General features: G+C 47.7%; 26 protein-coding genes. 5 read left to right on the top strand and 21 right to left on the bottom strand.

What is annotated here, in order from left to right:
* The first annotated feature begins 231 nt into the window (after positions 1-231).
* Entirely contained in the window at positions 232-1,044 is an 813-nt protein-coding gene (locus NYE24_RS29455) for a CPBP family glutamic-type intramembrane protease (protein ID WP_036696735.1), read from the top strand.
* On the opposite strand, the gene dcuS is transcribed toward NYE24_RS29455, so the two are convergent.
* The 3 genes from dcuS to NYE24_RS29440 all read right to left on the bottom strand — a co-directional run bounded on the left by dcuS (position 1,010) and on the right by NYE24_RS29440 (position 4,699).
* Positions 1,010-2,692 carry a DcuS/MalK family sensor histidine kinase gene (dcuS, locus tag NYE24_RS29450; RefSeq protein ID WP_342477294.1) on the bottom strand — a complete coding sequence of 561 codons (1,683 nt, stop codon included), beginning with the start codon at positions 2,690-2,692 and terminating at the stop codon, positions 1,010-1,012. The two genes, NYE24_RS29455 and dcuS, sit on opposite strands and share 35 nt — an antisense overlap.
* A gap of 190 nt (positions 2,693-2,882) precedes the next feature.
* A complete protein-coding gene (locus tag NYE24_RS29445) occupies positions 2,883-3,242 on the bottom strand; it encodes an FMN-binding protein (protein WP_076158841.1) in 360 nt (119 codons plus the stop codon).
* Between the two features lie 26 nt (positions 3,243-3,268).
* Positions 3,269-4,699, bottom strand: coding sequence for a flavocytochrome c (locus tag NYE24_RS29440; RefSeq protein WP_076158839.1), 1,431 nt, complete (start codon positions 4,697-4,699; stop codon positions 3,269-3,271).
* A gap of 184 nt (positions 4,700-4,883) precedes the next feature.
* Between NYE24_RS29440 and NYE24_RS29435 the strand changes: the two genes are divergently transcribed.
* Complete coding sequence (locus tag NYE24_RS29435) at positions 4,884-5,342, top strand: hypothetical protein (protein ID WP_036696728.1); 459 nt, start codon at positions 4,884-4,886, stop codon at positions 5,340-5,342.
* Positions 5,343-5,469: 127 nt separating this feature from the next.
* Here NYE24_RS29435 and NYE24_RS29430 read toward each other — a convergent pair whose 3' ends face one another.
* From NYE24_RS29430 to NYE24_RS29420, 3 genes are all read right to left on the bottom strand, one after another.
* On the bottom strand, positions 5,470-6,189 hold the full coding sequence (locus NYE24_RS29430) for a response regulator (RefSeq protein WP_342477293.1): 720 nt from the start codon (positions 6,187-6,189) through the stop codon (positions 5,470-5,472).
* A 266-nt stretch (positions 6,190-6,455) separates the two neighbouring features.
* The gene (locus tag NYE24_RS29425) at positions 6,456-7,082 is read right to left on the bottom strand and encodes a DUF4291 domain-containing protein (protein WP_051493723.1); all 627 of its coding nucleotides are present in this window, start codon (positions 7,080-7,082) and stop codon (positions 6,456-6,458) included.
* A 158-nt stretch (positions 7,083-7,240) separates the two neighbouring features.
* Positions 7,241-7,918, bottom strand: a complete 678-nt coding sequence (locus NYE24_RS29420; RefSeq protein WP_342477292.1) for a lactate utilization protein — start codon at positions 7,916-7,918, stop codon at positions 7,241-7,243.
* Positions 7,919-8,012: 94 nt separating this feature from the next.
* Here NYE24_RS29420 and NYE24_RS29415 point away from each other — a divergent pair, with 94 nt between their 5' ends.
* The gene (locus NYE24_RS29415) at positions 8,013-8,714 is read left to right on the top strand and encodes a Crp/Fnr family transcriptional regulator (protein ID WP_342477291.1); all 702 of its coding nucleotides are present in this window, start codon (positions 8,013-8,015) and stop codon (positions 8,712-8,714) included.
* A 45-nt stretch (positions 8,715-8,759) separates the two neighbouring features.
* On the opposite strand, the gene NYE24_RS29410 is transcribed toward NYE24_RS29415, so the two are convergent.
* The 14 genes from NYE24_RS29410 to NYE24_RS29345 form a co-directional block, all read right to left on the bottom strand.
* On the bottom strand, positions 8,760-9,389 hold the full coding sequence (locus tag NYE24_RS29410) for a pentapeptide repeat-containing protein (RefSeq protein WP_342477290.1): 630 nt from the start codon (positions 9,387-9,389) through the stop codon (positions 8,760-8,762).
* A 13-nt stretch (positions 9,390-9,402) separates the two neighbouring features.
* On the bottom strand, positions 9,403-9,930 hold the full coding sequence (locus NYE24_RS29405) for a hypothetical protein (protein WP_342477289.1): 528 nt from the start codon (positions 9,928-9,930) through the stop codon (positions 9,403-9,405).
* A gap of 63 nt (positions 9,931-9,993) precedes the next feature.
* Positions 9,994-10,494, bottom strand: a complete 501-nt coding sequence (locus NYE24_RS29400) for a pentapeptide repeat-containing protein (RefSeq protein WP_342477288.1) — start codon at positions 10,492-10,494, stop codon at positions 9,994-9,996.
* Positions 10,495-10,499: 5 nt separating this feature from the next.
* Positions 10,500-10,793 carry an immunity 53 family protein gene (locus NYE24_RS29395; RefSeq protein ID WP_342477287.1) on the bottom strand — a complete coding sequence of 98 codons (294 nt, stop codon included), beginning with the start codon at positions 10,791-10,793 and terminating at the stop codon, positions 10,500-10,502.
* A 588-nt stretch (positions 10,794-11,381) separates the two neighbouring features.
* Entirely contained in the window at positions 11,382-11,702 is a 321-nt protein-coding gene (locus NYE24_RS29390; protein ID WP_036696719.1) for a hypothetical protein, read from the bottom strand.
* A 149-nt stretch (positions 11,703-11,851) separates the two neighbouring features.
* Positions 11,852-12,277, bottom strand: coding sequence for a hypothetical protein (locus NYE24_RS29385; RefSeq protein WP_342477286.1), 426 nt, complete (start codon positions 12,275-12,277; stop codon positions 11,852-11,854).
* Positions 12,278-12,740: 463 nt separating this feature from the next.
* Positions 12,741-12,977, bottom strand: a complete 237-nt coding sequence (locus NYE24_RS29380) for a hypothetical protein (protein ID WP_235218471.1) — start codon at positions 12,975-12,977, stop codon at positions 12,741-12,743.
* A gap of 369 nt (positions 12,978-13,346) precedes the next feature.
* Positions 13,347-13,607, bottom strand: coding sequence for a hypothetical protein (locus tag NYE24_RS29375; protein ID WP_341029664.1), 261 nt, complete (start codon positions 13,605-13,607; stop codon positions 13,347-13,349).
* 35 nt (positions 13,608-13,642) lie between these two features.
* Positions 13,643-14,053: a hypothetical protein gene (locus NYE24_RS29370; RefSeq protein ID WP_342477285.1), complete on the bottom strand. Its 411-nt coding sequence runs from the start codon at positions 14,051-14,053 to the stop codon at positions 13,643-13,645.
* A gap of 20 nt (positions 14,054-14,073) precedes the next feature.
* Positions 14,074-14,478 carry an Imm7 family immunity protein gene (locus NYE24_RS29365; RefSeq protein WP_036696715.1) on the bottom strand — a complete coding sequence of 135 codons (405 nt, stop codon included), beginning with the start codon at positions 14,476-14,478 and terminating at the stop codon, positions 14,074-14,076.
* 36 nt (positions 14,479-14,514) lie between these two features.
* The gene (locus NYE24_RS29360; RefSeq protein ID WP_076158818.1) at positions 14,515-15,717 is read right to left on the bottom strand and encodes an MFS transporter; all 1,203 of its coding nucleotides are present in this window, start codon (positions 15,715-15,717) and stop codon (positions 14,515-14,517) included.
* 81 nt (positions 15,718-15,798) lie between these two features.
* Complete coding sequence (locus NYE24_RS29355; RefSeq protein ID WP_342477284.1) at positions 15,799-16,344, bottom strand: hypothetical protein; 546 nt, start codon at positions 16,342-16,344, stop codon at positions 15,799-15,801.
* 130 nt (positions 16,345-16,474) lie between these two features.
* Positions 16,475-16,894: a DUF350 domain-containing protein gene (locus tag NYE24_RS29350; RefSeq protein ID WP_036696710.1), complete on the bottom strand. Its 420-nt coding sequence runs from the start codon at positions 16,892-16,894 to the stop codon at positions 16,475-16,477.
* Between the two features lie 31 nt (positions 16,895-16,925).
* Positions 16,926-19,292 carry an endonuclease MutS2 gene (locus NYE24_RS29345; protein WP_342477283.1) on the bottom strand — a complete coding sequence of 789 codons (2,367 nt, stop codon included), beginning with the start codon at positions 19,290-19,292 and terminating at the stop codon, positions 16,926-16,928.
* A gap of 152 nt (positions 19,293-19,444) precedes the next feature.
* On the opposite strand from NYE24_RS29345, the gene NYE24_RS29340 reads away from it, so the two are divergent.
* Positions 19,445-19,792, top strand: coding sequence for a phage holin family protein (locus NYE24_RS29340; RefSeq protein ID WP_036696706.1), 348 nt, complete (start codon positions 19,445-19,447; stop codon positions 19,790-19,792).
* Between the two features lie 44 nt (positions 19,793-19,836).
* Here the strand turns inward: NYE24_RS29340 and NYE24_RS29335 are convergent, their stop codons facing one another.
* Entirely contained in the window at positions 19,837-20,970 is a 1,134-nt protein-coding gene (locus NYE24_RS29335; protein WP_342477282.1) for a GGDEF domain-containing protein, read from the bottom strand.
* 240 nt (positions 20,971-21,210) lie between these two features.
* Here NYE24_RS29335 and NYE24_RS29330 point away from each other — a divergent pair, with 240 nt between their 5' ends.
* A complete protein-coding gene (locus tag NYE24_RS29330; RefSeq protein ID WP_341029653.1) occupies positions 21,211-21,597 on the top strand; it encodes a cupredoxin domain-containing protein in 387 nt (128 codons plus the stop codon).
* Positions 21,598-21,721 lie beyond the last annotated feature (124 nt).

The raw sequence follows: 21,721 nt of genomic DNA, 5'->3' as shown, positions 1-21,721 counted from the left end.
TGCCCCCTTGTGCATATTTTCACAATTATCATAGCGCCAAAGAAGCGGTTTATGGAACCTTCCGTAAGTTATTAAAGAGTTTTGTAACTAAAGTAACCAAATTAACTAAGTAGCTGTACAGATGGCTGCCTGCGTAAGAGTGAGAGAATTAACTTCGTTCCGGTCAGAATTATGATAGACTCTATCCCGTCTGCATACATAACTTGAAGTATCCGGAAGGAGAAGGAAATATTGACTAACAAAAGTAATCTTAGAGCGGTATGGATCATGTTTGGTGTATTTGTATTGCTGTTTCTGTTGAATTTCGGCATTCACAGTAATAATCAGGCCCCGACAGCCAGAATGTGGCTTCTGCTGGGCGTATGGGCCTTCCTCATTAGCGTGCTGCTGCTTGTAAAACACAAGCTGCCGTCGAAGCGGCAGATTCTGCTCTCTATCCTGCTAGCCGCTGCTGTAGCTGTCGCCTATATTAATCTGTCCCTCTTCTCCATGATTGAGGTGAGCCTGCTCACGTTAATGGCATCGTTGGCTGTATTAAGCACCTTCAACCAGTATAACGAAGGAAAGCTTCTTTTTCTCAACACAGCCAGCGCCTCAACAATCTTCATGAGCCTATTCGTGGGAGCCGCCGCCGGCATTCTGCTCGGAATCATCAATCTAGTGCTGAGCGGACAAAGCCTCGATGGATTCAGCCTGAAGCTAATCTATTTCAGAGTGGCGCTCAGTCCGGCCATTTATGAAGAACTAGCCCTACGTACCTTGTTCTATGCCCTATGCCTGTCCCTGATGCACGGCAGAGCCGATACCAGAGCCCAAAAATTTACCGTCTGGTTCATGATGATCGTTCCCCATGTGCTGGTCCACACGCCGGACAGCTTCATTCAGGGTGGAATCATCCCCGGCATCATCAGCACTCTCATGTATATCCTCTTGTTCGGCCTGCCCTTTGCAATACTACAGCGCAAGCGGGACCTCACATCTGCCATGCTTGCTCATGGAATAGTGGATATCATACGATTCTGTTTCCTGGGTCTCCCCTTCTAGTAGAGGGGTGCTCCGGCACGGTACGGCACAGTTCACCCTCCTCCTCCTCCCCCTTCACCTCATAAGGCACATCAACTATAAAATGCCCCCCTGAACCGTAGACGGCGGCCAGCTCAAGATGGCCCTTTAATTTATCCACACTTTTCTTGACCAAATACAGCCCGATTCCCCGCTGTTCACCCTTGGAGGAGTAACCCTGAACGAAGATCTTCTCCTTGAGGCCCGCCGGAATTCCCGGACCGTTGTCGCTAACCTCGCATAGCAGCCGCCCCTCTTCATATTGAAAAGCAAGCTCCACCCGCTTCACGGGTTGCTCGCAGAGCTCCCCCAGCGCCTCCAGGGCATTATCCAGCAGATTGCCGGCAATCGTAATCAGCTCATGAATCACCTGCGGATCAGCCGGCTCCGGCAGATAGCTGTCTCCAGTCAGCAACAGCTCTATCCCCGCTTCGCGTGCCCGGCTCAGCTTCCCCAGCAGAAATCCGGCCATCACCGGGTCCTTGATCTGTCTCGTGATCGACCCGATCTCCTTCTGGTAATTGCTTACCGTTCCCAGAATATATTGCTGCAGCTCATCATACAGGCCCATATGCGTCATACCCATAATGACATGCAGCTTGTTCATGAACTCATGGGCACCGGAGCGCAGTGCTTCTGCATAGACAGAGATTCCCGACAGCTTCTCCGCCAGCACAGCCAGCTCAGTCTCATCCCGGAAAGTGGCAATCGCGCCAACGATGTTACCGTTCACCCGGACTGGCAGGCTGTTCACCAATAAAGAGCTGTCTCCCAGCTCCAGCTCCTGGTCCTGTATCCCCTCTCCCTCAGCCAATACCCGCTCCAGACCCAGCTCCGGCCAAAACTCGGCAATCTGCCGGTTCATGGCGCTCCCGCCAATCCCGGCTGCCCGCAGAAGCCGCTGTGCTTCCATATTAAGGATGGTAATCCGCGCCTTCTGATCTACGGCAATAATTCCCTCGCGCGTGGATTCCAGCATCGCACTGCGTTCCTGGAGCAGCTTGGAGATGTCCTCCGGCTCCATGCCGAACACCATCCGCTTGATCTGCGCTGCCAGAATGAATGCTCCTCCCGCTCCAAGCAAGGCTCCCGAGACCAGAATCGCAATAATCGTCCACTCATTCAGCAGGACCAGCCGCTCAACCCGCTCCAGGGACAGACCGGCAATGACCACACCCACCTGATGCCCCCGGTTGTTATAGACCGGCACGAAGCCGCGCAGGGATCTGCCGAGCGGGCCGGCCCCTTCGGAGATACTCTCCCCTCCGCGCAGCGATATCTCTTGGCCTCCTCCCGCAAAGGGCAGTCCGACCAGCGAGGCATCCGGATGGGAATAGCGGATACCCTTCATATCTGTGACTACCACGAACATAATATCATTGCGGCGGGCGATTCTTGAGGTGTAGTCCTGAATCTCCTTGCTGTTGCCCTCACTGAGTCCCTCAGAGACCAGCGGAATCAGAGCGATGGTACGGGCAATCGTAATCGCCTTATCCTCCAGCGCCTGCCGGGTCTGCGGAATAATCTGATTGCGGAAAATAAAATATAAAATCAGCAATACCAGCAGGACAACGGCAGACACCATAACGGCGATCATTGTGCGCAGACTGTAGCTTTTTTTCCTGGCCACTTGCGTGATGACCTCCCTTCATGTCCTTTTCCCTTCGAACTATATTAGTTGAACCTGAATTTGTAAAGCTGCTCCCGGGGCTCGCTTCTGGGGAATAGAAGAATGAAGCAAGCCCAGCCGTTCTGCCGGAGACAGGAGGGCTGGGCTTGCTGGGCTGAACTTTTCACAACTCTATTAATTGGATGATAGCTTACTGCTTCTTGGCCTGTTCCAGCGCCTGGGTCACCGCTTCAATAATTCCGCCGCTGGAGCCGGAAGCACCGGAGAGGGCGTCTACGCCTTCTGTGGTTTGCTTTTCAATAATTTCAGGAATGGTATTCTCCACTGCCGCATCGATCATCGCCTGCGTCTCCTTGTGCTCCTCTACGGTAATGGCGCCGATCTTCTCATCCTTGATTTCTACCGCCACTTTAATATCACTCTTGACCCCTTTACCTGTTCCATCATACGTCCCGTCTACATACTTGCCGGAAGATGAAGAGCATCCTGCCGTAAGTACTGTTGCAGCCGCAAGGGCAGAGAACAGCAACGTTTTTGTCCACTTGTGCATGAGTAATTCCTCCTTCTGGAAAGTTTCTATTTCTTAAGTGCCTTCACAGCTTCATCCGCTGCAATCCGGCCGAAGGTGGTGATGTCTGCCAGTGCATTCCCGCCCAGACGGTTGGCGCCGTGTACCCCGCCGGTTACTTCGCCCGCAGCATACAGTCCGGCAATGACCTGATCCTTGGTATCCAGCACCTGTGCCTGAGTGTTAATCGCTACTCCGCCCATGGTATGGTGGATTCCCGGTGTTACCTGAATTGCATAATATTTACCTTTTTCAAAAGACAGTTCAAGATCCGGCCGTTCAAACTCTGTATCCTTACCGGAAGCAACGAAGCCATTATACGTATTCAGTGTATCTGCCAGTGCTTTGCCGTCTACACCAATCTGTGCCGCCAATTCTTCAGGAGTTGCCGCTTCTTTGACCAGATCCATTCCAAAGTAAACCTCGGTTGCCTTCAGGTTCGCACGCAGCTCATCATTGAAGATCAGGTAAGCTACTTTGCCGGACTGGGCCAGAATATTCTGGGACACGACATCGCGGGTCAGCAGTTCATTCGTGAATCGCTTGCCTTCGCTATTGACCAGAATTGCACCGTCTCCGCGTACCCCTTCCGTGATCAGCACGCCTTGATTCGGAATGGTGGTCGGATGAATCTGAATCTCCTTCATGTCTACCAGCTTGGCGCCGATCTTCTCTGCCATCGTTGTACCATCGCCGGTTGCGCCCGGGTGGTTAGTCGTGGAGAACCCTTCCAGCTTCGGCTGGTACCCTTTGATCATGTCCATGTTGGCTCCAAAACCACCAGCCGCCAGGATAACGGAATTCGCACTAATCGTGTACTGCTTGCCATCCTTGTCCGTCACCTTCACCCCGGTAACCACGCCGTCCTTGTTCTTAACGATCTCATCAGCAGTCGTCCGCAGGCGCACATCAATCTTGTACTCCTCCAGCTTCTTCTTCAGCGCGACTACGATGAAATTCCCTGCCGCTTCCCCGCCTGCCGGACGGTGAATCCGGTTCACGCTTGCCCCGCCTGCGCGTCCCACTTCAGACAGCTCGGCTCCATTCTCCTTCAGCCACTCCACCGAAGCCGCCGCACCGTTCGTAAGCGTTCTGACCAGATCCGGGTTGTTAAGGTTCTTGCCGCCCTTCATGGTATCCTCGAAATGCAGCTCCGGACTGTCCTTGATGCCAGCCGCTGCCTGATAAGGTGTTCCTGCCGCATTCAATCCGCCTTCCGCACGGACGGTATTGCCTCCAAGCATAGGCATTTTTTCGATCAGTATCACCTTAGCTCCCTGATTATGCGCTTCAATGGCAGCAGTCATTCCCGCGCCGCCGCCGCCGATAATTACGATGTCCGTAGACTCCCCTTTGGTGCTGTTACATGCAGGCAATACCACCAGACTTGCCAGCAGCAACCCTTTGCCCAGCAGACTTCCCCATCTCTTTCTATTCATACTGTTCTCCTCCAATTGTCATTGTGCATATTTTCACAATCATCATAACCTGAAGGAGCCCTCACTAGAATATTTAGTAATTAAAGAAATGATAAAGTAAATAAAGGTAGTGAATTTGCTTGAATGTGGTTATAGATTTATAATTGGAGCTTATACAACCGTATCACTAGGAGGAGCAGAAACTATGGAAAAAAGCGAAAAATATTGGCTGGCCGGTGCTGTTCTGGCAGCAGCCGGTGTCTCCCTGATGAGCTACACCGCAAGCCGCTATACTTCATTCAAAAGAGTAGTTGCCCGAACCATCCGTCTGGAAGATATCGCTGCACTGGAAATTACCCGCCTGTCTTCTGTTCCCGGTGAACAGAAGGATGTTGTGCTCACCGAGCCGGAAGCGATTAAGCGGATCTACGATGATTTCTCTGGTGTCCGCCTGATGAAATCCGCCCGCAATGTCAACACTGACAACAAGTACAGCTATTACATGACCATCGTGCAGGCCGACCGGAAGCAGCGGTTCGACATTATTTTGAAGGGCAAGCATCACATGATTATCTACGACAATGACATGAACAACCCGCACCTGGTAGCCTACAAAATCATTAACGAGTTCAGTCCGCTGGCTCTGCAGCAGGCCTTCGATTGATTCTGCGCACGTTTATGTATGGCATAGCTTAATAACCTTCACAGCTAATGTGAAGGCTATATGGAGTCATGGAACGCCTGAGGCAGCCTCGGGACACCGTGACTCCGTTTTATTTTATAGAGAAAGCCTATAGATATTTACGGATAAGTTCATGCCCTTCAGGTCTCACCTTATACATATACACCGGCCTGCCTACTGCCCCGTAGCTAAGCTCCATCTCCAGAATGCCTGCCTCCGTCAGAAAAGCCAGATATTTGCGGACCGAGATCCGCGAGATGGGCGCATGGCTGCTGATATCCTCGGTGGAGAACACCCGGCTCTCCAGCCGGTTAATCGTGCTCCAGATGCTATCCAGTGTGCCTTCGGCAAGTCCCTTGGGCAGCGGCAAGGCAGCGGACTGCTCCTCTTCCGTCCCGAGCGAATGCCGCAGCAGCTTATCCAGCTGCTCCTGGCTGAGATGCTCCTTGTGCATCAGCTTATAATCTTCACGATACGCCGACAAGGCCGCCTGAAACCGGGCAAACTCGAACGGCTTGATCAAATAATCCACGGCCCCGTTCTGCAGTGCCTTGCGGATGCTGGCATTGTCGCTGGCGGCGGAGATCACAATGATATCCACCTTGCTCCCCTGCTCCCGCAGAGCAGAGAGCAGCTGCAGCCCGCTGACACGCGGCATATAAATATCCAGCAGCACCAGATCTACCTGCTCCTTCTCCAGCATAGTCATCGCCTCATCCCCTGTCGCCGCCCAGCCCGCATACTCAAAGCCCGCAACCTGCTCCAGATAATGCCGGTTAAACTTCGCCACCATCGGGTCATCCTCTACGATCAACACTCTAATGTTCATGGGTTCTCCTTGTCTTTTGTGCAATTACAGCTATATAGATTGAACTAATGAATTTTATGTTTTGGGATTATCAGTGACTCCAGAGAAGTTTTGGACTTCCGGCCGCTGCCCTTCTGCAGATTTCATGATTTTATACCGTTATAACGGTTGAAATCCGCAGACAAAGGCGGTCGCTACCGCTCCTACAGTTCCAAAATTCCCCTCCGCCACTTTCCCTTAACTTAAATTCCCAAGTTCAATTGATAGGGATTGAAGGTAAATCATTTTCACATAAGTATCCCTAAAGTTCTTTGAATAGAATTCTCCACAGGATACGGGGTCTCCTTCGGCAACACCCCCGTGCTGAACTTCCCGGATTGTATCGCCTCTCTGGTATCGATTACAAACTCAGTAATATCAGTGATTTCTACTATGCATTCGTAGATGAATTTATGCACCATATCGCCCCTGAGACCTAACTGAATGGCTCTTCGCGGCAATTTGTTCCCATGGATATCTCTATCCGGGTCCCATTGGCATCTCACTTGGGAAGCTTGTAACTTCGTCTGCCACTCCTCTTGGGAAGCATACAAGTCAGGATCATATGAGGACAGCACCACCTGAGACAAAATATGATTGAAGCCCTCTCTGGTAATATCAATCGCCAATATCCGCTCCTGATCCGTTTTGGTCGCCCACCCTGACCGGTACATCATCCATAAGAAAGAAGGCTTGATCCAGGTCATTCTATCTATCTTGAAAGAAGGCCCGAATTGCCCAAACTCTGATACCTCATCTGCAATTTTATGATTATATGCTTGGTAGACTCTGACCGTTTGATCATTGTAATGGGCCATGATTATTCTCTCTTCTGCATCTGTCGTCCGCTCCAGTTGTTTTCGCACAGTTGTCATTTAGATGGTTGCCTCCGAACTTTTTTCTAATGCTGCTCCTATCAGTATATTCTGAGTCTGCTATTCAGTCTAACTTTAGATCAACTTTCCTCCCAAATAGAAAAAACGGCTTGGGATAGAGGAGATTCTCCTACCCTAAAGCCGCTATTAGTTCTTTTTCAAAATCCCAAAGATTCACCAACGAGGATAACCTTAATTCTCCCCGCTGTTTTACACATTCTTGTTTCGACGATGTAAGAACAGATACAATCATCCGATTTACAATCTGCGCAAGCACCATTGACCAGGCAGGGCGTTTTTTGCGGTGAATGTAAGAATGGGCTGGACGAACTTGAACAACGGCTTGCGTTAATGGGGGCGGCATAGGTTCTGGCTCTGATTACTGCGTCTTCAGCGGTCTTGCACACCTTATTCATCCCCACGACAGCAACCACACTTCTCGGTCCAAAAGTAATCGCTGCCGCCCGGTTGCCCACACTGTCGATATTAACCAATATCCCATCCTCACTAACCGCGTTGAAGCTGGTTAAATAGGTATCGCACAAAAGAGATTGGCACATGAGGTCATAACGTTCCTCCATCGTCTGTGCTGTATCACGGTCAGTGACTCTATAACTGCCTTGACGTACCCGATCAAGAAGCCCGATTTCCTCAAGCGTGACGGACCCGCCCCATGATACCGAAGACTTTTCCGGAATTAAGGATAGCGCCTTTTCTGCAGCTTCAATGGCGTTATCACAGTAATAGGCTTCAAATTTTCTGCTTTGCAGATTTTTAATAACCTTAGTGGCTAACAGCCGGTTTCTCGCTTTGATTGAATCTTCTTTCGCTTGCATTGTTCTTCCTCCGTTCTAACCTTAGACAAGGTGGCTAAACTTCGTGTGTATGTATAATTAATATAGTATAGTAAAAAGAAAAAGGATGTTGCACATGCAACGCGAAGCCGCTCAGAATAACTTAGCTTCCCTCTGTCAATCACGTTTATTTTCAGGGATTTCTCCAGATGATATTCCCCAAATGCTTGAATGTCTGTCAGCCACGCAGAAAGAATATATAAAAGATGAGATGGTGGTCCGTGAGGGGGATTTCGTCGATGATGTCGGCATCATATTGCAGGGTACCGCTCAAAGTACGAAATTGAACGTCAAAGGAAAACAAATTATTGTATCCCTCCATTATCCTGGTGGATATACCGCTGTACTAACAGCTGCCAGCCGTGGAAGAAGATGCCCAATGTCAATACAGGCAATAGAACCACTTGAGGTTCTGTTTATTCCGGTCCAAAACATATTGAGCCCTTGCACAAAGTTAGGTATGGCACACGAACAATTACTTGGTAATCTTTTCGATAGTATCGCCGAACGGGCGTTAGAACTGCATGACCGGAATGATTGTCTGATTATGCCGACTATTCGCGATAAGGTCCTGACTTATTTAACAAGAGTTGTGCGCGAAACGGGAACGGAGACTTTTACAATTCCCTTTGACCGGAAAGCGATGGCCGAGTATCTGGACGTAGACCGCAGCGCCCTATCCAGAGAGCTGACATGGATGAAGAGGGACGGCTTGATTGAATTTTATAGGAATGAATTTAGGCTATTGCAAGAAGCAGTGGAAAGGGATTTTGACTAATGGCAAGGAGGGCTGGTGTGGTCTTGGCTTATGTGACGGTATTAGTTAAATTTTATCCATCATACATTTACTTTTAAAGTATTCTATGGCACTCTCCGCATTAATTAAATTAGGCATTTCAAAAGTTCCTATGTTTATTTCTTTAATAAGTCTTAATAAATCTATATCTTTCTTCTTTGAAGAAATCTTTAAATTTTCAACTACACATCTCCAAAAATCTGTAGAAACAAACTTACATTCTTCAAAAACAACATCTTTAACAATACAACTTGAGAAAGCACTATTTATTAGGCAATCTTTAAATGATGAATTCTCAAATTGAGCTTCATAAGTTTCTAAAGAAATAAAATTGCAATTAGAAAATTTCGAACTTGTAATGATGGCATAATCAAGAGCAGTTTTTCCTAAATTACAGTTTTCAAATAAAGTATCTATGAAAATACAGTCATATAATTCTGCGCCCCCAAAATTAGTATTGTTGAACACTTTACCTTTAAAAAGAGAACTTGTAATATATGTTTCTACAAAATCTAAGTCCGATAAATCATTATCAGTAAAGTCAACTTCATCAAGTATTAATCTTTGTCCCTTTTTAATTTGATCAGTAATTGTGTTGAGATATAAATTGTGATCTTGAATAAGAATATTCAACTCTGTCTGATTAATTTTCTTCAAGGTATCACTCCAATCAAAGTTTCAATGCGTTCTTCAATTCCCTATACTCATCTATAGTTAATTCATTCACGGTCACATGAGTGATATAATTCTCATAATTAAAACCAATGTTCGTTCTTCCAAATCTGACTAAGGTATGGCATTTATCTGCTTCACCAATGATCGTTGTGATCGCTTCTTTTTCCAAACATACTTGAAAATCATTGATGCAATCATATATTCCACTATCAGGAATGATTCCTAAATCAAAAAAAGGAGTAGCTTCAACTAATTTATTACTTTTAATGACCACATCATTTAATACTGCATTTTTGACTGCGGTTAATGTTAGATTTCTAAGTACCCCTGTTTTTGAGCCTATTCCAAATTCTATTAACGATTTTTCTATATCTCCTGTTCTCCAATACACAGTATCCTCGTTTGCTAGTGAATTCTTATTTCCTATTTCAATACTAAAAGGAACATAATAGTCAAACTCAATACGGCTCTCATTTACTTCCTTTAGATCGCATAGTTTCAACAAATCCATATTTTTCTCCAATCCAGGTCCATCCTAGAGAAGCAGCAATGGAACAATAGCGGTTTTTCCTGAAGGCTTTATTCCTTAGGATTGTTTATTTTCAACCTTAATTGCTCCGTATTCCAAAGGGTCAAACCCTAATGGCCAAACGGTGTTATCATCGAATAAGGCACCTTCTAAAAGGCAATCTTGTATCCTTTCACACATCATATTAGCTCCCATTAATTTTGCATCTTTAAAATCAGTCTTCCATACATCAGCTCCAACTAAATTAGCGTTATTTAAGTTAGCATTTCTTAAGATAGCTCCTGTTAGCTTGGCATTTGTAAGGTTTGAAGACTCCAATATAGATCTTTCAAGCATCGTCACCATTAACAAAGCACTTGTTAAATTCGCTCTACTTAAATTTGCCTCTCTTAACTCTGCACCACGTAAATTGGTTCCGCTTAAACTTGCTCCACATAAATTCTCTTTATTTAGTATAGCTCTATGCAAGTCAAGGTTATCTAAGTTTGAGTGTTCAAGGGAATCAACATTAAGTTTTATTGGTTCATTTGCTATGCTATAAATAATAATTCCATTCACTCTCCTTATGTATTACTTGTTGCCCACTGATAAAAAATGTTTAGTATTTCCTCAAGATTCCCCGGACCGCCCGCACCAGTGAAACATCCATCTTGTTTTTTACAATAAATCCAGTCATCATCCGTTCGCTCTACTCGTACTACATCCATCTGCTTATACTCCACCTCTAATCCGTCCAAAGCAATTACAACATGCCACCCGGGATTGTCAATAGAGTTAATTCTAATGCCACCGCCATGCTCCCATTCTCCATCGCATTGTGTGGTGTACCATTCTTGTAACCATCTTGAAATCTCCATTGATTACACTCCTATATGGTTTTCCTAGAGTTTCCTGAGGGTATGGTTTTCCTTACTCCTCCTGGTGTTCTCTAATCATCAACGTGAGAGGTTATCCTAATATTTCTTTGACTGTGTATACAGCAGATTCACGAACATATGGGTTCCGATGGTTGAGATATCTTTTTATTATTGGAAGATAATGCATCTTGCGTAAAACTTAGTATATCGATACATCTGCTTAAACATTCTTCAGGAGTATTGTCCAAGTTTTCAAGAAACTTATAGAAATTAATGTTAGTTATTTTTTGAAATACAGCTGCCTTTGAAATTGCATCTAAAACCTCAATCTTCACTTCTCTACCAGTTTCAGTGATTGAAAATTCTAGTAAGACACACAGCATCTCGTCAAAATACTCTATATTCTTATTAAATGAATCAAACTGATCTTTTGTCTAATTTTTCGGTTTTTGATCCGCTTATCAAATTTTCCCGCAGAATATTAGCTTCCAAGAATTTGCACCTTCAGTGGGTTCATGACTCTACCACCGTTACTAGAACAACTTTGTAAAATGTTTAAGGTTAGCATCTGGAAAGGTTGTTGATTAACTAAAAATCGGATGGATCTGCAATTGTAAATTCATCTTTATGCCATAATTCTTTTTGACTAAGTGTCTCAAGGAAATTTATTAAAGTATTTTTCAGTGTATCCTCGATGGTAAAACCCCGTCCTACGCCAGGGTAGGGGCAACCATCAGTATCATTTATCAAAAGATTTGTATACCCTGTTAGTTCTCCCTTTACCCCTTCAAAGATTTTCACTTTAAATTTTGAATATGGCGTTTTCTCTAATTCCTGAATTTCAAATTCAGCGACACATTTTCGTATCGATGCAATACCGGGTATTTTAATACTTCTCCAATCTTCCATAGCTTTCACCTCATCAGCAAATGGTACTTTTGAGCCTGTCTGGTGCTGAATCTATAATGCTCCTTTTATACTATTATCCATACATCTTAGATTGCTAAGGCAAAGGGAAAACTTAAATAGCATGGGCCAATCAAGGTTTTAAAGGCTCATTATCTCTCGTTTTGTTCAGATAACTCTTTCTTAATGTTTTCTAACCTTGTTCGTGAAAGCCTGGTATAGTTAAGTACCTTATCAATATCTATTCCATCGGAAAGCATTTTGCTTGCTACTGCAACCTCACCACTGAGTTCACCGATTGGATAGGATGCTCTTCTTCCCTCGTCCCTCCCTTGCTCCCTTTCTTTTGTAACAGAATACTCTACACTTCCATTTAAATCCAAATACCATTCCATCTCTTCTGGGCAGTTTGGAGCATATCCAATACTTCCTTCCCACTCCTGATCATCTTGAAATCCAATTACGATGTCTCCCGCATGTAAATCGAAATAAGAGATTACAAATGGAGATATAGTAGGTCTACTCGGCCCAAAATAATTAAAATTTGTATCAATAGCAATTTTTACTACCGTAGTCATTATACTCAGCACCTCCCCCGACTTGAACGTCTTAACTCCTCTGCTACTGTCTGTACTTGTTATGCCATTCCTTTCGTCCTTCTTTAATATTAGATATGCAAAAAGCTCATGCCTACTCATCATTCAAGTGGGAAAGGGCTTTTGAAAGTTTATCTAATGTTAAAGGGCTAAATACTATCTTGTAACCATCCTCTAGCTTTTTCACCTACTAAAATATTTGGTTGTTCTGGCGTCCCAATATTGATGTTTTTTATAAAAGTGTCCTCTAGCCCCCGAACTCCAGTTAATTTAGTTCCTTTTAGCAATACTTTTTCAAACGCAGCTAATTACTGGTATGCTAGCTAGTAGTGAGTAAGTCATTTACACGTTGTAGAATCTGGGGGTTATCCAATATCATATTTTCACTTTCTTGATTGAATAACTTCTTAGAGTGTCAATGCATACCTCGAATAAATCTTCATCATTAGTATTGAGCAAAAGGGATTAGAATGTTAAGTTCATGAACACTACACTTGTTATCCAAGCAATATGCTATTTTTCTCTGCCATTCTATTGGCCTGCTAAGGATCTGATTAGACAATTCAATCCAATCAATTGGGCTAAACTCTGAAAGTATCTCACCAGCTATGACACAGCCATCATCGTACCAAGAATCCACTGTTGTTTCGGCAGATAAAAGGATATCTAGTTCTTTAAACATATTTGAAACCTCCGCTTAAAATCTCATGCTGCACATGGTATACCCACTGCCATCATGAACATGGAATCTTTGACTTGCATTTCTTCACTCCTTTTATCTTAGCACCACGTAATTTAATTCTACTAGGCTTAGAAAACTGACATAACAAAAAAACAGGTCGGACATGGTGAAAAATGACCATAATCAACCTGTTGTACAGCGGAATAGGGATATTTGGGTTATAAAAATCTAAGCAAGTTTTTTAAATCTCTCAGCTAGAGATATGATTCGTTTAATATACCTAATTTCTTTAGTATCTAATAACATTTCCTTCAAATATTTGCACATTACTATCAAATCAAATTATAGAGGCATCTAATAATCGACCTGTTAAACGCCGCTAATTAATTTTCCACCTATTAAATCGTTAGCATTATAGTCGCCTGGCTCTAATTGTATTGTCATGGATTCTGTAGGACTAATGTATTCATTACTATTGACCAGTGCAACTTCCTTCACTAAATAAGATTTAGAATTATCGGTTTCATCATGAAGAAATTTCCCCTCAAGATTTCCACTTGGCTTTCCTTCAATAGCAACGATGTTGGCAACCTTGATGAAGAACGCTGTCTTGACCTCAATTGAGAACATTCTCTCACCTCGCCATTTATCTAAAGTAAAGCTTCTTATGTATGTTCAACAGAAATAGAAGGTTCTTCTAAGATTTTGAATGATATTTTTTTGGCTGCTATAAAAATAGGCGGGTTCTCAAAACCCTCTACACTGACTTTGAAAATGTAATTCCCTATTTCCACCCTGTATTTTTGATTCATTACAATGATTTCATCAGTATTGGCTAGTTCAATAAAAACTTTGGCTGAATCTGCATGCCATAAAAATAAAGTTGAAACAAAATACGGTTCTTCAAACTTAATATCTATCACATATTCATTACTACTTAGGTCGATGCTGCCTGACAAAACAATTTGTCCTGCATCCATGCGACAAAATTCAAAATCCATCCATAAGCATCGGCTTAAATACGTATTGATTTTCTTGATTTCTAAGTTAACTTCATCTACACTCATTGCAAACATTTGAATCCTCTCCTGTTTGGTCACTGTAATATGCCATCCTCCACGACCGGAACAAACGGTGATAACCACGCATCCTCTTGCCGCCTTAAAGTTCCGCGGGCTAGTACGAATACTTTGAACTCGTTATCGTAGCCTTCGATATCCTCATCATCTCTTGTATAGAGTAAGCCATAAGAGCCCGGTGCTTGGTCTGCGATGAATTGATATAGCTCAAGGATCTCCCCGGCCTCGAAACTTTTGTGATTCAAAAATCCTCCTACAGCAAGATGATACGTCCCATTTGCAGCATAGACTTTTAAGAGTCCAGCACTCCAACCCAACTCTAAGATAAAGTTTTGTATATTTTTGAACACCAACTCTAAATTTCCAGCGTCTTCTTCTCCAAACGTCTCCCGGATCGTAGCCCAGCCATGAAACTCGTACATCTCCCCACCCGATTCCTAGATATTTGATGAAAACAATCAGACCCTCCCCCTCTGCCCCAGCACCCTCCGCACCACCACCCAACTCCCCAGCGGCGCAGCGCCCAGCAGCAGCATTAGCAGCGTGATCGTCTGCGGAGACTGGTCCAGTGACAGCACGGCGATGAAGATCAGTAACCCGAGCAGGCGGCCGCTCATCAGGCTAAGCTCCCTGAGCACTACCAGCTCCACGCGTTTGCCGGCGCTCTCCTCGGACACTCCCATAAGGTCGAAGCTGGTGGACAGCATCGGCAGCATGTAGAGCGGCAGGCAGAGCGAGGTCCCGATTCCCATGATTAGGAGGGTGGTAAAGTTCACCTTCCACAGCAGCGGAAGAAGGAAGGCGATGAGCAGCAGACTGCCTGCCAGCATACCGCCGAGCCGGGCACGGGGCTTGAACCATCTGCCGGCTGCATAATAGCTGATCAGGGAGACGGCGGAGGTTAGCAGTGCGAACTGTCCCAGCTTGCTCTCCTCCTGTGCTGCAATGTAGACGAGCAGACCGATCAGGAAGGAGAATACGCCTTCCCGGATGCCCTGGAACACTAGCGCCGCCGCAACTGGCCGCCAAGGACTGCGCCTGCGGGCAAGCTCGCGCCAGGGCTCCAGCCAGAGATAGGCTTCGCCGCGCGGCCGTTTGCGCAGCCAGAAGCTTAGCACAGCAGCCACCCCATAGATACATAAAGACAATATGAATACCATACGGTAGCCTTGTCCGCCCTGCCAGCGGGAGATCATCCAGCCGGACACCCAGGGTCCGGCTATTCCCGTCAGAGAACCTAGCAGGCCCATCCATCCGTTATAGAAATCGCGGTTCGCAGCGTCCGTAATCTCGAAGAAAACAATATTGAACGCCAGCCAATACAGCCCGATGGATAGCCCGAGGACACCGCCCAGCGGCCAAATGAAATGCACCGATTCTCCTTGCAGCCACAGCACCAGCAAATAAAAAAAGCCCGATACGGCAATTCCCAGCCGCAGGGCATTCATTTTGTTATGTTCTTTCACCCACTTGCCGCCCAGCCAAAAGCTGAGACCCACGGCAAGCTGCTGGGCCACGGTGAACCAGCCGATCATGGCGAAGTTCTGCCGGCTTTTCCACAGATATACGTTGAGGAACGTCCCTGCTAGCACTGTAGCCAGAAGGTATAGTCCGCCTACGGCCAGCAGCAGCGCCGCCTGTGCCCGTTCTGAACCTCTCATGCTTAACCCTCCCTGCTCGTCCTAAGACACTTCATCTATCACTAACATGTCCAGACGGCAGGGAAAGCATGAATCCGATATTTATTCGGCTGCGGTGCTGAGATTGCGGACAAGCTGGATGCGGTCTTCCTGCGCCAGGCTGTGCTGGACATGGAAGCAGGAAGGGCATACGTACAGATTCAGCGCGAAGGGAGGCTTCAGCACGGCTGCGCCGCCCAGCGCTTCCGGCGTTGCCGGGGTGAACCCGTTCACCTGCTGCGTACCGGAGTGAAGCATCAGCTCATGGCATTGCGGACATTCCGGCGCTTCCAGCTGGGCAGCCAGCAAGCCCGAGACCATGTCCTCATAACGCTTCAGATCATAGTCATCGCCGAACTGGCTCAGCGTACCCCATACAGGCACCACGCTATCCTTGTCGTCGTCATCCCACAAATTATCGTCGCTGATCTCTTCCTCCCCGGAAGCTTCCTGCATATCCGGCTCTTCATCCTCTATATCCTCTGCACCTATCGTCACTGTGCGGTAGCCGCTAAGCTCGTTATTGCAATGAGGACAGGTATCCTCGGGTCCAAACTCCTCATCCCATACAATCTCGGTATGGCACCATGGGCAAACTGTTGTCTCCATCTGTATAATCTCCTTCGCTTACTCACATTCGGTTCAATTCACCGTTAAATATATAATGCCGGCCGCTATAAAAGCCAGGGCTGAAAAAAACAGAATCCGAACCAGCAGCTTCATCTCCCTGCCCCCTAATTCAGAATATGGCCGCGCCGATAACATAGGACAAGGATATGGAGAGCAGCATAGCTGTCAGTCCTACGGCCCGGTTATCCGCAGCAATCTCTTCATCAATTGAAAAGACCGGAGTAAAAAACTCGAACAGGAAGTAAGCCAGCAGCAGCAGCAAAAAGCCTACAACCGACCATTTCATCGTCTCATAGATTGATGCCCCTGCTTCAATGCTGAAACGTAAGATGTTGCAGATTCCGAAGATTTTGCCTCCGGTTGCCATAGCTACGGCCACATTCCCCTTGCGGATTTCTTCCCAGCAGTTGTATTTCGTCACCATTTCGAAGAAGGACAGAAAGACGACCAGCCCCAATATGGCGACAGTGAAGTAGCCTAGCAGCGCCCCCAGCGGATGTTCCAGCAAAAGATCAATATTATCCTGCACTCTTTTCCCTCTTTCTGCCGGACTAAGGGCGTTACTCCAGTTCAGCTACCGTCACACCCGCGCCGCCTTCATTGTAGTTCCCGAGCCGATAGCTTTTGACATGCTTGTGCTTGCGGAGATATTCCTGAATTCCTGTCCGCAGGACTCCCGTCCCCTTGCCGTGGATAATGGAGATCTGCCCCAGATTACCGAGAAAAGCTTCATCGATGAAGCGGTCGGTCTCCATAATGGCTTCCTCCAGGTTCGCACCACGCAAATCAAGCTCACTACGGATATTCTCATCGCGTGTACGCTTAACCGTTGTGGCCCTGCGCAGAGCCGGAGGAGGAGCATCCGGTGCGGAGGCCAGGAATTCCAGATCACTCAGATTGACCTTCATCTTCATGATGCCGAACTGTACAACAGCTTCCTTGGTACCGCTCAACTCAACCACAAGGCCCTTCTGATTCACATTCGCTACCTTAACTTCATCCCCTGGCTGAATCTTGCGCGGCGCCTTGACCGTGCTGCGCGGCACAGCCTTCTTGCGCGGTGCAGGCTCTGCTTCATCCAGCCGGCGGCGCGCTTCGATCAACTTATGCTCCTTAACGGATGCGCCTTCCTCCAGTGCCAGGCGGCGGAGGTCGCTGATAATTTCCTCGGCTTCCTTGCGCGCCTTGGCCAGAAGTTCGCTGGCATCCTTCTCTGCCTTCTCGAGGCGTTTGTCGCGTGAGCCTTCCAGCTTCTCCAGCTCCTGCTGCTGCCGCTTACGGAACTCCTCCGCTTCACGGCGAATCTCTTCCGCCCGTATGCGTTCGTTCTCTGCGGTGAGGCGGTTCTCCTCAAGGGAGGCAATCATATGCTCAACGCGCATATCCTCTTCTTTCACTTCACCGCGCGCATGCTCAAGGATCGCACTTGGCATCCCGAGGCGTTCAGCAATGGCGAACGCATTGCTTCGTCCAGGCACACCGACCAGCAGCCGGTAAGTAGGACTCAGGCTCTGCACATCGAATTCCATGCTGGCATTAATAACGCCTGCCCGTTCATAAGCGTATGCCTTCAGTTCACTGTAATGTGTAGTGGCAACCATCCGGGATTCCGTCCGGTGAATATTCTCCAGAATTGCTATCGCCAGTGCGGAGCCTTCGGCCGGATCTGTTCCTGCACCGACCTCATCGAGCAGAATCAGACTCTTTGGTGTCATCCGCTTCAGAATGGATATAATATTCGTCATATGGCTGGAGAAGGTACTAAGGCTCTGCTCAATACTCTGTTCATCGCCGATGTCGGCGTAGATCGCATCGAAGACACACAGCTGGCTGCCTTCCTCGGCCGGAATGAAGAGGCCAGACATCGCCATCAGGCTGAGCAGGCCGATCGTCTTCAGGGTCACGGTCTTCCCGCCCGTATTCGGTCCGGTCACGATGATGGAGCGGTAATCATTGCCCAGCTCCACATCCAGCGGCACAACCTGCTCCGCCGGAATGAGCGGATGGCGGCCCTTGCGAAGCCGCAGGTATCCGCGGTCATTCATCCGCGGCTGGGTAGCCTTCAGGTCGCGTGCAAGACGCGCCTTGGCGAAGATGAAGTCCAGCTCGCCGAGAATGTCGATATCATAAGCCATCTCCTCGGCAATATCGCCTACTAGCGCAGTAAGCCGGTGCAGGATGATCTCGATCTCACGCTCTTCGCGCAGCCGCGTCTCCCGCAGCTTGTTGTTCATCGCCACAATGGATTCCGGCTCGATGAACAGCGTTGCCCCTGAGCCCGACTGGTCGTGCACAATACCGCCGAAGTGGGCGCGGTACTCTGCCTTGACCGGAATGACGAACCGGTCACCACGGATCGTCACAAGCTGATCCTGCAGCATCTTCGAGACCGAAGACGAGCGGATCATCGAATCCAGCTTCTCACGGATGCGTGTCTCACCCCCGCGCAGCTCGCGGCGGAGGGTGGCAAGCTCCGTGCTCGCCGAATCCATTACATCGGCGTTCTCATCAATACACATGCGGATGGCATCCTCAACAGGCTTCTGCTCCGACAGCAGATCACTCTGTGCGAAGAGGGAAGGAATGCTCTCATCGTCATGCATGGCATGGATGAACCGCTTCACCCGGCGGGCCCCGCCAATCGTGTTACCTACCGCAAGCAGCTCTGCCGTGCCAAGCATTCCGCCAATTGATGCACGCTTCAACGCAGGACGGATATCGGTCACGCCGCCGAATGAAGGAATTCCCTTCAACCGGTCAACATTTACCGCCTCATCCGTTGCCTGCAGGAGCTTCTTCACCCCTTCGAAATCACCGGAAGGCTTCAGGAGCTCGGCGGTCAGCCGTCCCATCGGCGTCTGCGTATACTGCATCAATTTATTTAAAATCTTGCGATATTCAAGCGTATGCAAAATTTTGTCGTCCAATTACTGTCACAGCTCCCTTCATAGATGGAACCATTATACCTAATTTAGCCCATTTTCGCTATTTGGGTATGATTTCTGGGCATAGAAATCTGCCTTCGGGCCACAATAACAACGCACATTTCCTTAAGCCAACGCCAAAGGAGGTTAGTTCATTGAGATTCTTAGCTCATGTAGTACGGTTCGTGGTCGCAGCAATCGTGCTGATGGTGGTCGGCTGGATTGTTCCGCAGTTTACGGTCGGGGGATTCTGGAGTGCATTCATGCTTGCTCTGGTGATCGCTCTGCTCGGCTGGGTCGTTGAAGGCATTTTCGGCAAAAAAACAACGCCCTTCGGACGCGGTATCGTCGGCTTCCTGGTCAGCGCCCTAGTCATCTGGATTGCCCAGTTTGTCGTCAGCGGTGTCAGTGTCTCGGTGCTTGGTGCCCTGCTTGCCGCACTGGTCATCGGGATCATCGATCTGTTCCTGCCGGTATCCACTCCGTTTGAAGCAGGCAAATAGCGGCGCAAGACAACGTGCAGACAATGAAACCCCCAGCTCCCGGTCTATACCGGAATTTGGGGGTTTTCTGTAAGTTTATGCCCTTTAACGGAAGTGACCGCTGAGGTCACTACAGCATTTTTCCCGCCGCGCTTGGCCGTATACAGCGAATCGTCCGTCTTGCGGAACAACAGCTCCTTGCCGTCTCCAAGCTGGTAGTTACTCAGTCCGATACTGACAGTAATGGGCTTGTTCCCGGCATACGGATGGCACATGGCAGCAATGCTGATACGCATTTGCTCGAGAGCAGCGTAGGCTTCCTGAAAGCTTTTATCCGTAAAAATCACTGCGAATTCTTCCCCGCCATACCTTGCCGCAAAGTCATTCAACCCGATCAGGCTGCCCATCTTGGCCGCCACCTCCTTGAGCACCAGATCGCCCACCCAGTGTCCGTATCTGTCATTAACCTGCTTGAAATTATCGATGTCAATTAACGCAAGCTGCAGCCTCAGTCCGTTGCTCTCACACTGCTCCAGCAGCGAATCCAGGTATTCATGGAATGTCTTGTGGTTATACAGGCCGGTTAACGCATCTATCTTCAGCAGCTTGTCCGAGATCGCCCGCTCCACCATCAGCTCCTGCTCCGACTTGGTGAGCTGCTCCAGATATTCGCGCGTCTCGCGGCCACGGAGAATCACGCCCTGCGCCATTAAGGCAAAGACGACATACACACACTCTACCAGCACAAACTCCAGCAGCGGCTTGCCGAGCAGCGGCCGTTCAAGCCCGAAATAGATCCCCCCGTAGAATACAGTGCTGAACGCTCCAAGCGAATACAGCAGCCGCTGGTCGAAATAGATGAGGGCCAGCATAATCGGCATCATCAACGTCATCTGCGCACCGTCTACATAAGGCTCAAGCACAAAATACATCAGATAGGAAACCATGAAGCTGCAGACCACAACCGCCTGCTTATGATAACGGAGCGAGCGGCGCAGCCAGACCTCGGCAGAGGCCATAGCGAGGATAATCATCAGGTTGCAGACTATGAACATATGCCCTTTGCCGGGACTGAATATCGTCTGCATCTTATCAGAACGGGAGTACAGCATATACAGGAACTGGCTAAGCAGCAGACAGAGTACGATGATCCAGTATCCGTACAGTATTCTCCGGTGCCATCTCTCAGCACTTTGCAATGCGTAATCTATAATGATCTGACTCCCCTGCTTCTAGCCGAATAATATGAAGCTTTAATTATATTAGGCTTAATTATAATTAATTTTAAACACTTTTGCATCATATTTTTGCAAAATTCGACAAAGTTTGCAGTGGTGATGACAGCGGCGGCTAGACTCCTTTTCATAGATTGCTCAAGACAACTTGAGCGATTTAGGCTATGCTAAGGTCAATTGCCCAAGTAGATGAGGAGGATGCACATGATCAGGAAGTCGGCTATTCTGTGTTCTATTATATTTGCGCTTCTGCTAACGGCCTGCGGAGGCAACAGCAGCAATTCTGAGAGCGCTAACAATGCAGCAGCCGGGAGCAATCTGACGGCGGAGGAAGAACTCGTCATTACGGCCACCAATTATAGCTTTGACCAGCCGGAATACCATTTGAAGAAGGGCGTCCCTGTCAAAATCACCTTCGAAAATGAGAGCGGAAATCACGGCATACTAATCCCTGAGATGAAGCTGCGGCTGGACGCCAAGAATTCCTCTGAGGTAGTCCTTCCTGAGAAGGCGGGAACCTACGAGATGACCTGTGCCATCATGTGCGGTTCCGGCCATAGCGGAATGACTGCTAAGATTATTGTGGAATAGCGGGATCCGCGAATTCAGGGTATTAGTGCACCTCATTAGCTCGTACGGCTCTCATCTGAAGAATTCAGGTGTATTAGTGCACCTCATTTACTCGTTTGGCCGTCATGCGAGGAATTCAGGTGCA

Source organism: Paenibacillus sp. FSL H7-0350 (genome assembly GCF_038593195.1).
Lineage (GTDB): Bacteria > Bacillota > Bacilli > Paenibacillales > Paenibacillaceae > Paenibacillus_AQ.
This window is presented reverse-complemented; position numbering and strand designations above follow the sequence as displayed.